Source organism: Frigoribacterium sp. NPDC087798 (assembly GCF_044742985.1).
GTDB lineage: Bacteria > Actinomycetota > Actinomycetes > Actinomycetales > Microbacteriaceae > Frigoribacterium.
In genome coordinates this window covers 26,416-40,110 of the sequence record NZ_JBIUVP010000003.1, presented here as the reverse complement: position 1 = coordinate 40,110, position 13,695 = coordinate 26,416, and the positions used below count along the sequence as shown (strand labels likewise).

Below are 13,695 nucleotides of genomic sequence, written 5' to 3'. Positions count from 1 at the left end.
GCACGTGGTTTTCCCCGGGAGGGCGACGTACCCTGGTCGGGTGCCTGAGTCCCTTGCCGGAGCCATCGTCTTCTCCGTGACGCCCACCATCCTCGTGGGCCTCATCTTCTGGTTCATCGTCCGGGCACTGCTGCGCTCCGACCGCACCGAGCGGGCCGCCTACGCCAAGGTCGAGGCCGAAGAGCGCGCCCGGGCCGAGGCGGAAGAGCGCGCCGAGTCGCGTGAGCTGTCCGGCCGCGCCGGCGCTACCGGCACCTCGGGCCTGTCCGACCGGTCGGATCTGTCCGACCGCTCGGGCCGCCGCACGGTCTAGTCCGGCCTCTCCCGCCGCCGGGTGGGTCTCCGACGGTGCGCCCGTGACGGGTGCGCCGGTGACGCGCGCGTCCTCGGGTCACGGCACCGCGCCTCCTGGGCTCGCGGTGCCGTTCGTCGTACCCCGACAGATCGGCCGCCGAGTTTCCGGTGAGCGACCTGGGAATGTGTACCCCCGGCGTGATAGCGACCGCCTATACCCGTTCCGGGCTGCTGTCAAACGTCGTTCGCCTTCGTACCCCGTCGGCGTCGAAACTCTGGACGTGCGCTCGGAGTAGTCCCGTCAGGGCCTGCACCAGCTTTTTTCCGCACGCCCCCGCACGCCAGACTCGAAGTACGCCGACGAGCTTCACGAACTAATCGACGCGACACCAGGTCAGTACTCGAGCAGGGAGAGAACGATGACGACCACTTCCGTCACCACGCGCAACACCACCACAGCCACCGACGACACCGAGGTCGAGGTCCTGTCGCAGGTCCGAGGGGCCTCCACCGACCAGGTCGGCGACTACCTCCGCCACATCGGCCGCATGCCGCTGCTCGACGCAGCGGAAGAGACCGAGATCGCCCGCCGCATCGAGGTCGGCCTGTTCGCCGGCGAGAAGCTCAAAGAGCTGCAGGCGGCCGACGCCGTCAAGAAGAACCGCACCAAGGCCCACGCCGAGATGCTCCGCGACCTCCGCTGGCTGCAGCACGACGGCGAGCGTGCGAAGGACCGCATGATCACCGCGAACCTCCGCCTGGTCGTCAGCATCGCCAAGCGCTACACGCAGCGTGGCCTGCCCTTCATGGACGTCATCCAGGAGGGCAACCTCGGCCTCGTCCGTGCCGTCGAGAAGTTCGACTACACGCAGGGCTACAAGTTCTCGACCTACGCCACGTGGTGGATCCGCCAGGCCATCGCCCGCGGCCTCGCCGACAAGGCGCGCGCCATCCGCATCCCGGTGCACACGGTCGAGCGCATCAACCGCATCTCGCGGGCCGAGCGTGACCTGACCGTCGACCTGGGCCGTGCGCCCACCGTCGACGAGGTGGCCGAAGAGGTCGCCATGGACGTCGCCGACCTCATCGAGCTGAAGTCCCGTTCGCACGAGCCGGTGTCGATCCACACCGTCGTCGGCGATGCGGAAGACAGCGAACTGGGCGACTTCATCGAGGACGAAGAGACCACGTCGCCCACGCAGGCCACCGAGAGCTCGCTGCTCAACCGCGACATGCACGCCCTCGTGGCGACGTTGCCCGAAGACGAGGCGCGCGTCATCCGCATGCGGTTCGGCCTCGACGACGACCAGCCGATGACCCTCGACGAGATCTCGAAGCGCGTCCACTCGTCGCGCCAGGCCGTCTCGCGCGTCGAGAGCCGTGCCCGCCTCCGCATGTTCGCGAAGGCCGTCAGCCAGGACCTCCAGCTCTACCTGCAGTAGGTCGCCGGCCGCACCACGTCAGGGTCGTCGCCCGGGTCACCCCGGGCGGCGGCCCTTCGTCGTGCTTGGGGGTCGCGTCGTGTCTCGTGCCGTGCCGTGGTGTCCCGCACCGCGCCTCCTCGGAGCCGCGAGTGGGCAGAAGATGCTCTTCGGGGCTCCCCGAGCAGCATCTTCTGTCCACTCGCCGCCGATCGGTCCCGTCAGCCGGAGGCCACTTCCGCCGAGTGGGCAGATCTTGCCCTTCGCGGGGTCGGGAGCAGCATCTTCTGCCCGTTCGGGCCGTGCGGCGTCTGGTCCCCAGAGGCGACGCGTTCGCACGGATCCCGAAGCGACGACATCAGGAGGTGCGGGTCGCGTTCGGGCGGGCACTCTCGACGAGTGCCGCGCATCGTCGTCCCCCTCCCGCTCGCCGATCGCCCCTTCGCCGTCGACGAGGCCCACCGTGCCGGTCTCGGTATCGGGCGACTCCGAGGGCCGGATCTAGCGGCTCCGCACCGCGGTGTGCGGTACGTCGTCGACGGGCACCCCGATCCCGACGACGCCCCGCGCGACCTCGCGGTCAGGGCCCGCGACGTGCTGCCCGTCATGCTCGTCGACTGGCGGTTCTCCCGCGTGACGGCTCTGGGCCTGTGGGGTCTCCCCGTGCCGTGGTGGGTCCGCGACGGCAGAGAACCACTCCACGTCACCGCGATCGAGGGGCGCGGCCCGCGACGGCCTGGTGTCGCCACGCATCGGGCCGGGGCGGCCGCCTCCCGGGCCGACCCGACGGACCGTCGTGCACGACTCGGTCCGTCCGACCGGCCCCCGATGTCGCGGGTCGACGGTCTGCCGGTCGACGAGCCGGTGACGGCGTGGGTGGAGTGCGGGTCGCTGCTGTCGCTCACCGACCTCGTCCGGGCCGGAGATGCGTTGGCCGGCTGCTGGTCCCCCCACGTGGCTGCTCGGGAACGACCGGTCGCGCAACTCGAGCGTGCGCTCCACGATGCCCGGGGTCGGCGTGGCGTCGCCCGTGTCCGAGAGGCCTTCGAACTGGTCCGCCCCGGGGTCGAGTCGCCGAAGGAGACCGAGCTCCGCCTGCTCCTGACCCGGGCCGGGCTCCCGGAGCCCGAGATCAACGTGCGCACGTACGACGACCGTGGGCGCTACCTCGGCAAGCCGGACCTCCGGTACGCGTGGTGCGGGGTGGCCGTCGAGTACGAGGGTGACGAGCACCGCCGCGACCCCGGGCGATTCCGACAGGACATCCTGCGCCGCGAGAGGTTCGCCGACGCCGGTTGGCGCACCGTCCGGTGCACGGACGACGACCTGCACGGGCGCCGGGCGGACGAACTCGTCGCCCGCGTCCGTCGCCTGCTGTCATGACTCGGCCGAGTGGGCAGAAGATGCGCTTCGTTTCCGTCCGAAGAGCATCTTCTGCCCACTCGACCGGCGGGGGATCGAGAGAAACGACCGTCGACAGGGGAGGCGCGGGGCGGTACCGTGGGCGGACCAGGGCCACGAGGTGGCCGGGCCACGAGATACTCCACGAGAGGGGTGATGAGCATGACTGCCGTCAACGCATGCCACGCGTACCCCACTCACCCCGAGACCCTCCGCCCGTAGCGACAGCCGCGCGACGCTCGTCGCGCCCGCCGGGCCGGTCTCACGCCTCCCCTGGAGCACCGCTTGACCTTCTCCGACGATTTCGTCGTCCCCACCTTCTCCACCGTCGACCCCGACTCCGACGCCGACCAGCGCTGGTCCACCTGGCCGGCCGCCACCCCCACCGAACGCGGTTCCCGGCCCTGGCCCGCCTGGGTCGTGACCTCCGCGGCCGCGATCGACACCGAGCTCGGCGTCGTCAAGACCGGCAAGGAGGCCGACGTCCACCTGATCGACCGAGCCGTGCCGACGGACGTCGTGCTGGGCGCCGGTGACGGAGCCCGCGCCTCCTTGCTGGCCGCGAAGCGGTACCGCGGGCCCGAGCAGAGCGACTTCCACCGTTCGTCGGAGTACCGGGAGGGCCGAAGGGTCCGCAACACCCGCGACGGCCGGGCGATGGCTCGCGGCTCGGCGCACGGCCGCCGCGTGCAGGCCGGGCTCTGGGCCGCGGCCGAGTTCGACGCGCTCTGCCGAATGAACTCCCTCGGCGTCGCCGTGCCGTACCCGGTGCAGATCAGCGGCACCGAGATCCTGATGGAGTTCATCGGGCACGGCGCCGAGGCCGCCCCACGCCTCGCCCAGGTCAAGGACGACGGCGCCATGCTGTGGCCGCTGTTCGAGCAGGTGCACGAGATCGTGATCGGCTTCGCCCGGGCCGGCTTCGCGCACGGGGACCTCTCGCCGTACAACCTGCTCGTGCACGACGGGCGCGTGGTCGCCATCGACGTGCCCCAGCTGGTCGACGTCGCGAGCAACCCGACCGGTGTCGAGCTGCTCGAACGCGACTGCCGCAACGTCTGCGCCTGGTTCGCCCGGCGCGGGTTCGTCCGCGACCCCGAGCAGGTCTTCGCCGAGGCGCTGGGCGAGGTGTACTAGGCCGGGGCCGCGCCGCGCCGGGCCGGGCTGGCCGGCCGAGCTAGGGCCGGGCCGCACGGCGAGCGGCAGGGCGGGCGTGTTCGTGGGACTCGGGCGTCCGCGACCTCCCGCCGTGGCCGAACCCGCTCGAGTCCGCGGCCGCTGCCCCGGGCCGCACGACGGCGGCAGAGCGCAGGAGGCGCGGCGCGCGATCACCGCGCACCGCGCCTCCTGAAGGCCGGCGCGTCGGCGCCCGGGGCTGATGCCCCTGGGCAGCGGCAGCGGCCGCGTCAGTGCAGGGGGCTGATGCCGGTGACGGCGGTGTCGTCGTCGTGGGCGACGCCGGCGAGGCCGCCGGCGCGTTCGGCTCGCTCGCGGAAGCGGGCCCGGACGTCGGTGGGGACGAGCTCGAGCAGCTGGTCCTCGCGCAACGGCAGGTCGAGCAGGCTGAGCTTCAGGCGGCCCTTGCGACCGTGTCGGTCGGCGTCGAGCCGGATGACCTGGCCGGCGTCGCGCCGCAGCACGAGCCTGATGACGCAGCCCTCGCTGACGTCGGCGACCACGCGCCCGTCGACCTCGAGCGCGGCCGAGTGCGTGCCGTCGCCTATCTCGAAGCGCAACTTCTCTCGCGGGCCGAGGACGACCGAGCGGTCGATGCCCGACATCGGCGCCACCGGGGTGACCACGACGGCCGCGATCGCGGGGGACAGGATCGGCCCGCCCGCGGCGTAGTTGTAGGCGGTCGACCCGGCGGGGGTCGCCGCGACGATCGCGTCGGCCTTGTAGTAGCCGTAGGGCGTCTCGTCGAGGACGAGGTCAGCCGAGACGACGCCCTCGCCCGGACGGCGGGCCACCGAGACGTCGTTGAAGGCCAGGTAGGTGTTCTCGAAGCCGGACGCCGAGTGCGTGACCTCGAGGGCGTGGTGCGCCTCGAGCGAGAACTGCTTCTGGCCGACGCGGTCGAGCGCCTCGGGCAGTTCGTGCGGCTCGACCTCGACCAGGAAGCCCACGTTGCCGTAGTTGACGCCCAGCACGGGCACGGGACGCTCGGCGACGAGCCGCATGGCGCCGAGCATCGTGCCGTCGCCGCCGAGGGCCACCACGACGGTGACGCGCTCGCGGAAGGTGCGCTCGTCGACCAGCTCGACGCCGTCGCCGACCCGTGCCGCGTCGGAGGTCATGGCGACGAGGTGCGCCTGTGAGCGGGTCGTCCAGCCGCGGATGATCTCGACGCTGTCGAGCACCGATTTCGTGGGGTGCGGAACGAGGCCGACCGTGAACTTGCCCATGGACGCGAGGCTAGCCGCCACCCCTGTCAGCGCGCCCCGTCAGCCCGCCTGCGCACTGCTCTATGCCCCCAGCGAACAGGGGCAGATTAAGCCGCGGGGCCTGGTTACTCTCTCTGTAAACCGGTGCCGAACCCTGCGGGCGCCAGATGCACATTCGGTGGCGACAACCACCCCGCCACCTAGGGAGCAAAGAAGATGTTCGAGAGATTCACCGACCGTGCCCGTCGCGTCGTCGTCCTCGCCCAAGAAGAGGCGAAGATGCTGAACCACAACTACATCGGCACCGAGCACATCCTGCTCGGTCTGATCCACGAGGGCGAAGGCGTCGCCGCCAAGGCCCTCGAGTCGCTGGGCATCTCGCTCGACGCCGTGCGCGAGCAGGTGCAAGACATCATCGGCCAGGGTCAGCAGCAGCCGACCGGCCACATCCCCTTCACGCCTCGTGCGAAGAAGGTCCTCGAGCTGAGCCTGCGCGAGGCGCTGCAGCTCGGCCACAACTACATCGGCACCGAGCACATCCTGCTCGGCCTCATCCGCGAGGGTGAAGGAGTCGCCGCCCAGGTGCTCGTGAAGCTCGGCGCCGACCTCAACCGGGTCCGCCAGCAGGTCATCCAGCTCCTCTCCGGCTACCAGGGGAAAGAGGCGGTGGCCGTGGGCGGCGAACAGACCCAGGGCGCGCAGGGCGGCAGCCAGGTGCTCGACCAGTTCGGTCGCAACCTGACGCAGGCCGCGCGCGACAACAAGCTCGACCCGGTCATCGGGCGCGAGAAAGAGATGGAGCGGGTCATGCAGATCCTCTCCCGTCGCTCGAAGAACAACCCCGTCCTGATCGGTGAGCCCGGCGTCGGCAAGACCGCCGTCGTCGAGGGCCTGGCCCAGGCGATCGTCAAGGGCGAGGTCCCCGAGACGCTGAAGGACAAGCAGCTCTACTCGCTCGACCTCGGCTCGCTCATCGCCGGCAGCCGCTACCGCGGTGACTTCGAGGAGCGCCTGAAGAAGGTCACCAAAGAGATCCGCACGCGCGGCGACATCATCGTCTTCATCGACGAGATCCACACCCTCGTGGGTGCGGGTGCCGCCGAGGGCGCCATCGACGCCGCGTCGATCCTCAAGCCGCTGCTCGCCCGTGGCGAGCTGCAGACGATCGGTGCGACCACGCTCGACGAGTACCGCAAGCACTTCGAGAAGGACGCCGCCCTCGAGCGCCGCTTCCAGCCCGTGCAGGTCAACGAGCCCTCGCTGCCCCACGCGATCAACATCCTCAAGGGGCTGCGCGACAAGTACGAGGCCTTCCACAAGGTGTCCATCACCGACGGCGCCATCGTCGCGGCGGCGAACCTCGCCGACCGCTACGTCAGCGACCGGTTCCTGCCCGACAAGGCCATCGACCTGATCGACGAGGCCGGCGCCCGCCTGCGTCTGTCGATCCTGTCCGCACCGCCCGAGCTGCGCGAGTTCGACGAGCGCATCGCCGGCGTCCGCGGCCAGAAAGAGGGCGCGATCGAGGACCAGGACTTCGAGAAGGCCGCCTCGCTGCGCGACGAAGAGAAGAAGCTGCTCGGTGAGCGCCTCCGTCTCGAGAAGACGTGGCGTTCGGGCGAGGCCGGAGCCGGCGGAACCGTCGACGAGGGCATCATCGCCGAGGTCCTGGCCCAGGCCACGGGCATCCCGGTCTTCAAGCTCACCGAAGAAGAGACCTCGCGTCTCGTCTTCATGGAGAAGGCCCTGCACCAGCGCGTCATCGGACAAGAGCAGGCCATCGCGGCCCTCTCGAAGACCATCCGCCGCACGCGTGCCGGCCTGAAGGACCCCAAGCGTCCCTCCGGGTCGTTCATCTTCGCCGGGCCCACGGGCGTCGGCAAGACCGAGCTGGCCAAGGCGCTCGCCGAGTTCCTGTTCGACGACGAGGGCGCGCTGATCTCGCTCGACATGTCCGAGTACGGCGAGAAGCACACCGTGTCGCGTCTGTTCGGTGCCCCTCCCGGGTTCGTCGGCTTCGAAGAAGGCGGGCAGCTGACCGAGAAGGTCCGCCGCAAGCCGTTCTCCGTGGTGCTGTTCGACGAGATCGAGAAGGCCCACCCCGACATCTTCAACTCGCTGTTGCAGGTGCTCGAAGAGGGTCGTCTCACCGACGGTCAGGGTCGTGTCGTCGACTTCAAGAACACGGTCATCATCATGACGACCAACCTCGGCACGAAGGACATCACCGGCGGCCCCGTCGGCTTCCAGATCGAGGGCGACACGGCGACCTCCTACGAGCGCATGCGTTCGAAGGTCACCGAAGAGCTCAAGAAGCACTTCAAGCCCGAGTTCTTGAACCGCGTCGACGAGACGATCGTGTTCCCGCAGCTCAACCAAGAAGAGCTGCTGCAGATCGTCGACCTGTTCGTCAAGCGCCTGTCCGACCGTCTGCTCGACCGCGACATGACGGCCGTGCTCTCGCAGTCCGCGAAGGAGCGTCTCATCGAGATCGGGTTCGACCCGTCGCTCGGTGCCCGGCCGCTGCGTCGTGCCATCCAGCACGAGGTCGAGGACCGTCTGTCCGAGCGCATCCTCCAGGGTGAGCTCAACGCGGGCGACCACGTCCAGGTCGACTTCGTCGACGGAGAGTTCACCTTCGCCACCTCGCGTCAGCCGGGTCGCGAAGAAGTCCTCGTGGGCGACGCCCCCGAGCTCGAGAGCTAGGCGCGACACCAGCACGACGGCAACATCGGCACGACAGCAACACCGAAGGAGGCGCGGGTCGCCTTCGACGCCCGGGGCGGTCTTCCACTGTGGAGGCCGCCCTTCGGCGTACCCGGGGCCGGGTCGCGAACGCGTCGCTAGGCTGGGCGGCGGCCCGCGCCTCCTCGGGTCGTGGTCTTCGAGGGAGTTCCATGTCAGACGCGGCAGACGCGCCCACCGGTGCCGACGGACTCGTCGGTGCCGACCGGCACGGCATCACGGTGCGGAACGCGGTCGTGAGTGACGTGCCGCACATCCAGCGGCTGTGCGAGCCGTTCGTGCAGAAGCGCATCCTGCTGGGCAAGGACCTCGTGACGCTGTACGGCGACGTCCAGGAGTTCCAGATCGCGGTCGGGCCCGACGGGGTGCCGATCGGCTGCGGCGCGCTGCACGTCATGTGGGACGACCTGGCCGAGGTGCGCACGCTCGCCCTCGACGCCGCATGGATCCGCAAGGGGGTCGGCCACCGCCTCCTCGAGTCGCTCGAAGGGGCGGCCCGTCGGCTCGAGATCGGCCGACTGTTCTGCCTGACGTTCGAGGTGGACTTCTTCGAGAAGCACGGCTACCTCAACGTGGGCGACGAGGGTCTCGTGCCGCCGGACGTCTACGGCGAGCTCGTGCGCTCGACCGACGAGGGTGTGGCGGAGTTCCTCGACCTGGCCCGGGTCAAGCCGAACACGCTCGGCAACTCGCGGATGCTGAAGGCGCTGCCCGCGTTGTAGTCGTCCGCGCGCGAACTCGCGTTCGCTGCGGCCGGGGGGGGGGTGGGGGGGCGGGGGCCCCGGCCCGGGGGGGGGGGGGGCGCCCCGCCGCCCCACCACTCGACCCGCGCCTCCTGGGCTCGGGGGCTTCTCGCTAGCCGAGGGCCTTGAGGAGGTCTTCCGGGTTGGCGGCCATGGTGTGCGGGCCGGCGATGTCGAAGAAGACCTGCTCGATGACGTCGAGGTGGGCCTCGAGGAAGGCGCGCAGCGAGAGCGCGTCGTAGAGCATGACCTGGCGGTTGGGGTCGTCGGGGACCATCGCGGCGTAGGTGTCGTCCGACGAGAAGAGCAGCAGGATGCGCTTGTCGGTGTTCTCGCGGCCGAAGACGCGGACCTGGTCGCCTTCGTCGGGGAGGGCTCCGTCGTCGGGGCCGCCGGTCGAGGGTGCGGCGGCGGCGGCGGCGGCGTCGGCGTTGCTCGTGGCGCTCGCGCCGCTCGGCAGGACGAGCTTCGGGACGACGACCACGTCGTGCCGCAGGGCGAAGGCGACGGCGGCGGCGTCCTGGGCGGCGAGGGCCAGCTCGAGCGACTCGGAGCGGAGGGTGCCGTTGCGGTCGTCCGGGTCGACGGGCTCGCGGGGGTCGGTGGGCTCGGAGGAGGGGGTGGCTGCGTTCACGGGTGGGTCACTGTCAGTTCAGGATCATCTGGGCGGTGTCGGCGGAGGTGATGTCGCCGACCGAGACGGCGAGGCGGTAGGTCGCGCCGCCGGCAGTGACGGGTTCGCGCGAGGTCGACTCGCAGGTGTCGGCGGACGAGCGCGTGCGGTCCCAGGCGATGGGGGGAGTGCTGAGGGTCTGGCCGGCGGTGAGCGTGACGACCTGGTTGGTGCCGTTGACCTGGCAGTCCTTCGACGACCAGTACTGCTCTTCGCCGCTCGAGATGACGAGGGTCTGCTGGGCCGAGCCGAGGTCGATCGAGCAGTCGGAGCGGCCCGAGTTGGTGATCGACATCGAGATCTGCGGCAGCTCGGTGGCGGCGTAGCTCGTCTTGTCGGTGACCGGCTTCAGCTCGATGCTGCGGGTCGAGCAGGCCGGGGCGTCGGAGGCGCCCTCGGTCGAGGTGTCGGCCGGATCGGCGGTGGCGTCGGCCGCGGGGGCGGTCTCGGTGGGGGCCGGTTCGCTGGGGGCGGTGTCGGCCGGGGGCGCGGAGGTCGTCGCGGCGGCACCGGGTTCTGCCGAGCCGGACCCGGGGCGGACGACGATCAACACGATGATGACCACGACCGCGATCAGACCGAGCGCGAGCACCGCGCGACGACGCCAGTAGACCGAGGGCGGTTGCGGCCCGACCGGGTTCTTGAACGTCGACATGGGCACAGGTTAAGGGCCGGTCAGGGGGTTGGCCGGGACCAGCGCGGCGTGTGGGCTGAGAATCCGCGTGGAGCGGGGTGCAGGTGCCTGGTGAGGCCGCCGACCCGGGTGTACCCCGGTGCGGGCGATGCTGGGCGATGTCGGGTGGGGGCGGGTCATGTCGGGTGCGGGCGGGTCATGTCGGGTGGGGGCGGTGCTCGGGTGGTCGGGACGTGGAGGCCGAGTGGGCAGGAGATGCTGCTCGCGTGCGGGGGAGGAGCATCTTCTGCCCACTCGGGCCCTCATCTCGTGCGGGCCGGGCCGGTGGGTGCGGCTCTGGTTCCGGAGGCGCGGGTCGAGTGGTCGGAGATCGTCCGTCGGGTGCGTCGGAAGGATGGTTCGGGACCACTCGACGGGTCGGTGCTCGTATGCGGGGGTGCAGGCGTCGCGGCCGTCGAGTGGGCAGAAGGTGCTCGTCGGGTTGGTGGGAGCAGCACCTTCTGCCCACTCGCACCTGGTGTCGGACGTGCGGGACCGTACGTCCGCCGGCCGGGCCCAGCCCGGCCCGGGGCCTGGGTCAGGAATCACGGGACGCGTCAGCACACCCGAGTCGGCCTCGGGTCACGAGGCGCGGGTCGGGCCGAGAGACGCGGGTGTCCCGGGTAAGGAGGCGCGGGTCGGGTCGGCTCAGAAGGCCCGGTCGAGTTCGCGGTCGCGTTCGGAGCCCGCGGCGCTGAACGCCCGGCGGAGCGCTTCGCGCAGGTTGCCCGACTCGGCGTCGACGAGCTGGGTGAAGCCGAGACGGCGGGCTTCGGAGGCGCGTTGTTTGGGCGAGGAAACGGGGCGGATCTCGCCGGCGAGGCTGATCTCGCCGACGGCGGCCATGGTCTGGGGGAAGGGCTTCTCGCGACTGGCGCTGGCGAGGGCGAGCGCGATGGCGAGGTCGGCGCCGGGTTCGGTGATCTTGATGCCGCCGACGGTGCTGACGTAGACGTCGGCGTCGCCGAGGCGGATGCCGGCGCGGCGTTCGAGCACGGCGAGCAGCATGGCGACGCGGGAGGAGTCGACGCCGTTGACGACGCGGCGGGGCTGGGGTGTCGAGCTGGCGACGATGAGCGCCTGGACCTCGACGGGCAGGGCACGGCGGCCTTCCATGGCGACGGTGATGCAGGTGCCGCTGACGGGGGTGCCGTTGCGCGACATGAAGAGGCCGCTGGGGTCGGCGACCTCGGCGATGCCGTCGCCGGTCATCTCGAAGCAGCCGACCTCGTCGGTGGGGCCGAAGCGGTTCTTGTGGGCGCGGATGAAGCGGAGCGCGGTCTGCCGGTCGCCTTCGAACTGGCAGACGACGTCGACGAGGTGTTCGAGCAGGCGGGGGCCGGCGATGGTGCCGTCCTTGGTGACGTGGCCGACGAGCAGGACGGGCAGGTTGCGGTCTTTGCTGACGCGGATGAGGGTGGAGGCGACCTCGCGCACCTGGGAGGTGCCACCCGCGATGCCGTCGATGGTCGAGGACGAGACGGTCTGCACCGAGTCGACGATGACGAGCTGGGGGTCAACCTGGTCGATCTGGCCGAGGATGACCGAGAGGTCGACCTCGGCGGCGAGAAAGAGGTTGTCGTGCATGGCGCCGGTGCGTTGGGCGCGGAGGCGGACCTGCGAGGCGCTCTCTTCGGCGGTGACGTAGAGGACGCGGGCGCCGGTGGCGGCGGCGCGGGAGGCGACCTCGAGCAGCAGGGTCGACTTGCCGACGCCGGGTTCGCCGCTGAGCAGGATGGCGGCGCCGGGGACGATGCCTCCGCCGAGGACGCGGTCGAACTCCGCGATGCCGCTGGGCCAGTAGGCGACGCTGTTGGCTTCGACCTGGGTGATGGGTCGTGCGACGCGGTCGCCTTCGACGCGGACCGAGGCGGTGCCGCGGGCGCTGACGAGGGCCGAGGTGACGTCGACGACGGTGCCCCACTTCTGGCACTCGCCGCAGCGCCCCGCCCACTTGAGCGACGTCCACCCGCACTCGGTGCAGCGGAACGGGGGAGTGGTGGTGCGAGCCATGCCGTCAGCCTAGGAGGCGCCCCCGACATCGGCGGAGGCGTCCGTCGGGGACGTGGTGGCGCCTCCTGCGGTGTCCGTCGTCGGGGTGTCGCTGCTGGTGCCGGCAGTCGGGGCCGCGGCTGCTGCGGCCGTGTGGGCCGCGACGGCTTCGGCCTCGCGGACCTCGTGGGTGGTGGCGGCTTCGTCAGCGGCGATGCGGGCGAGGCGGGCGGCGATGGCGGGTTCGAAGGCCGAGGCCCAGACGCGGTAGCCGCGGTCGTTGGGGTGGAAGAGGTCGCCGGCCGAGTTGCGGTAGGTCCGGAAGAAGCCTTGGCTGCGGGTGGTCTCGTAGAGCGGGGCGACGGTGAGGCCGAACTCGCCGGCGACGCGGCGGACGATGGCGTTGGCCTCGACGAGCTTCTTCTCGCGGTCGGGAATCCACATGGCGGGCAGGTCGCCGACGATGGCGTGCGAGGGCAGGGCGCCGTAGATGACGCGGAGGTTCTTCTCGAACGACTCGGGGTTGAACTGGATGATGTCGTTGGCGCCGATGGCCACGGTGACGACGTCGGGTTCGTACTTCTCGAACTTCGGCAGCTGGTCTTTGCGGCAGAGCCAGGTGGTCGAGCCGCTGACGCTGAGGTTGACGACGCGCAGCGAGGTGTGGCTCTGGCGGCGCATGTATGCCGAGAGGCGGCCGACGTAGCTCCGGGCCGGGCTTGAGGCGCCGATGCCCTGGGCCGCGGAGTCGCCCATCGCGACGTAGAGCAGCTTGCCCTTGCGGTCGAAGCGGTCGCGCCACCAGGCGGAGTGGACGGGCAGCAAGGCGTTCAGGTCGGCGGCGGCCGCGTTGCGGCGCTGCATGAAGCGACTGACGCCGGCGCCGGCGGCGGCCGTGGTGGCGAGGGTGACGCCGACGCCCGAGACGAAGGCGAGGACGGTGTGGCGTGTTGGCATGGGCCGAGGCTACGCCGGGCTCCGACGCCCGTGCCGGGCGTCCGTGCACCCTGTGCACAACCCCGAGGAGGCGCGCGCCTGTGGGCGAAGGATCGCCCGGTTTCGTCCCTGCCGCCGGATGTACTAAACTCGTTCTCGGTACCGTGTCCGAGCGGCCGAAGGATCATGTCTCGAAAACATGTGTGGGGGTTAACTCCACCGTGGGTTCAAATCCCACCGGTACCGCAGGAGACAGAGCCCCGAGAACCCCCTTAACTACAGGGGTTCCGGGGCTCTTTTCTTCGTCGATAGGGAACAGCGGTAACGCAGCGGTAACAGGAACGTGGTGAGATCCGGTGAGCAACCAGCACTTCCGCATCACGAGGGGTGTCCAGCTGCCCCATCCTGTGGCGAAGACCGAACGCCACGCGCT

11 protein-coding genes and 1 tRNA gene are annotated in these 13,695 nt (G+C 70.7%); 7 read left to right on the top strand and 5 right to left on the bottom strand.

Translation table 11 applies throughout. The features are described 5' to 3' along the window. Positions 1-40: 40 nt before the first annotated feature. The 4 genes from ACIOSR_RS10005 to ACIOSR_RS09990 all read left to right on the top strand — a co-directional run bounded on the left by ACIOSR_RS10005 (position 41) and on the right by ACIOSR_RS09990 (position 4,253). A complete protein-coding gene (locus ACIOSR_RS10005) occupies positions 41-313 on the top strand; it encodes a hypothetical protein (protein ID WP_082460094.1) in 273 nt (90 codons plus the stop codon). Between the two features lie 400 nt (positions 314-713). Beyond that, a complete protein-coding gene (locus ACIOSR_RS10000) occupies positions 714-1,736 on the top strand; it encodes a sigma-70 family RNA polymerase sigma factor (protein WP_402752526.1) in 1,023 nt (340 codons plus the stop codon). A 501-nt stretch (positions 1,737-2,237) separates the two neighbouring features. Further along, positions 2,238-3,098: a hypothetical protein gene (locus ACIOSR_RS09995; protein WP_402752525.1), complete on the top strand. Its 861-nt coding sequence runs from the start codon at positions 2,238-2,240 to the stop codon at positions 3,096-3,098. Positions 3,099-3,401: 303 nt separating this feature from the next. Continuing rightward, the gene (locus ACIOSR_RS09990; RefSeq protein ID WP_402752524.1) at positions 3,402-4,253 is read left to right on the top strand and encodes a serine protein kinase RIO; all 852 of its coding nucleotides are present in this window, start codon (positions 3,402-3,404) and stop codon (positions 4,251-4,253) included. Positions 4,254-4,522: 269 nt separating this feature from the next. Here the strand turns inward: ACIOSR_RS09990 and ACIOSR_RS09985 are convergent, their stop codons facing one another. After that, positions 4,523-5,521 (bottom strand): NAD(+)/NADH kinase, encoded by a 999-nt coding sequence (locus tag ACIOSR_RS09985; protein ID WP_082460093.1) that lies wholly within the window; start codon positions 5,519-5,521, stop codon positions 4,523-4,525. A gap of 195 nt (positions 5,522-5,716) precedes the next feature. Between ACIOSR_RS09985 and ACIOSR_RS09980 the strand changes: the two genes are divergently transcribed. Together ACIOSR_RS09980 and ACIOSR_RS09975 are read left to right on the top strand one after the other, a co-directional pair. After that, complete coding sequence (locus ACIOSR_RS09980) at positions 5,717-8,206, top strand: ATP-dependent Clp protease ATP-binding subunit (protein WP_159828242.1); 2,490 nt, start codon at positions 5,717-5,719, stop codon at positions 8,204-8,206. Between the two features lie 191 nt (positions 8,207-8,397). Continuing rightward, positions 8,398-8,967, top strand: a complete 570-nt coding sequence (locus tag ACIOSR_RS09975) for an amino-acid N-acetyltransferase (RefSeq protein ID WP_402752523.1) — start codon at positions 8,398-8,400, stop codon at positions 8,965-8,967. Positions 8,968-9,100: 133 nt separating this feature from the next. Here the strand turns inward: ACIOSR_RS09975 and ACIOSR_RS09970 are convergent, their stop codons facing one another. The 4 genes from ACIOSR_RS09970 to ACIOSR_RS09955 all read right to left on the bottom strand — a co-directional run bounded on the left by ACIOSR_RS09970 (position 9,101) and on the right by ACIOSR_RS09955 (position 13,283). Beyond that, positions 9,101-9,622, bottom strand: coding sequence for a dehydrogenase (locus ACIOSR_RS09970; protein WP_402752522.1), 522 nt, complete (start codon positions 9,620-9,622; stop codon positions 9,101-9,103). Between the two features lie 13 nt (positions 9,623-9,635). Next, positions 9,636-10,316 carry a hypothetical protein gene (locus ACIOSR_RS09965; RefSeq protein ID WP_192125149.1) on the bottom strand — a complete coding sequence of 227 codons (681 nt, stop codon included), beginning with the start codon at positions 10,314-10,316 and terminating at the stop codon, positions 9,636-9,638. A 666-nt stretch (positions 10,317-10,982) separates the two neighbouring features. Further along, complete coding sequence (radA, locus tag ACIOSR_RS09960; protein ID WP_055975569.1) at positions 10,983-12,347, bottom strand: DNA repair protein RadA; 1,365 nt, start codon at positions 12,345-12,347, stop codon at positions 10,983-10,985. A gap of 9 nt (positions 12,348-12,356) precedes the next feature. Continuing rightward, a complete protein-coding gene (locus ACIOSR_RS09955) occupies positions 12,357-13,283 on the bottom strand; it encodes an SGNH/GDSL hydrolase family protein (RefSeq protein ID WP_402752521.1) in 927 nt (308 codons plus the stop codon). 137 nt (positions 13,284-13,420) lie between these two features. On the opposite strand from ACIOSR_RS09955, the gene ACIOSR_RS09950 reads away from it, so the two are divergent. After that, positions 13,421-13,508, top strand: a tRNA-Ser gene (locus ACIOSR_RS09950). Positions 13,509-13,695 lie beyond the last annotated feature (187 nt).

Coding starts and splice junctions, on each gene's coding strand:
- ACIOSR_RS09975 (WP_402752523.1), top strand. CDS start 8,398: ATGTCAGACGCGGCAGACGCGCCCACCGGTGCCGACGGACTCGTCGGT.
- radA (WP_055975569.1), bottom strand. CDS start 12,347: ATGGCTCGCACCACCACTCCCCCGTTCCGCTGCACCGAGTGCGGGTGG.
- ACIOSR_RS09980 (WP_159828242.1), top strand. CDS start 5,717: ATGTTCGAGAGATTCACCGACCGTGCCCGTCGCGTCGTCGTCCTCGCC.
- ACIOSR_RS09985 (WP_082460093.1), bottom strand. CDS start 5,521: ATGGGCAAGTTCACGGTCGGCCTCGTTCCGCACCCCACGAAATCGGTG.
- ACIOSR_RS09955 (WP_402752521.1), bottom strand. CDS start 13,283: ATGCCAACACGCCACACCGTCCTCGCCTTCGTCTCGGGCGTCGGCGTC.
- ACIOSR_RS09965 (WP_192125149.1), bottom strand. CDS start 10,316: ATGTCGACGTTCAAGAACCCGGTCGGGCCGCAACCGCCCTCGGTCTAC.
- ACIOSR_RS10000 (WP_402752526.1), top strand. CDS start 714: ATGACGACCACTTCCGTCACCACGCGCAACACCACCACAGCCACCGAC.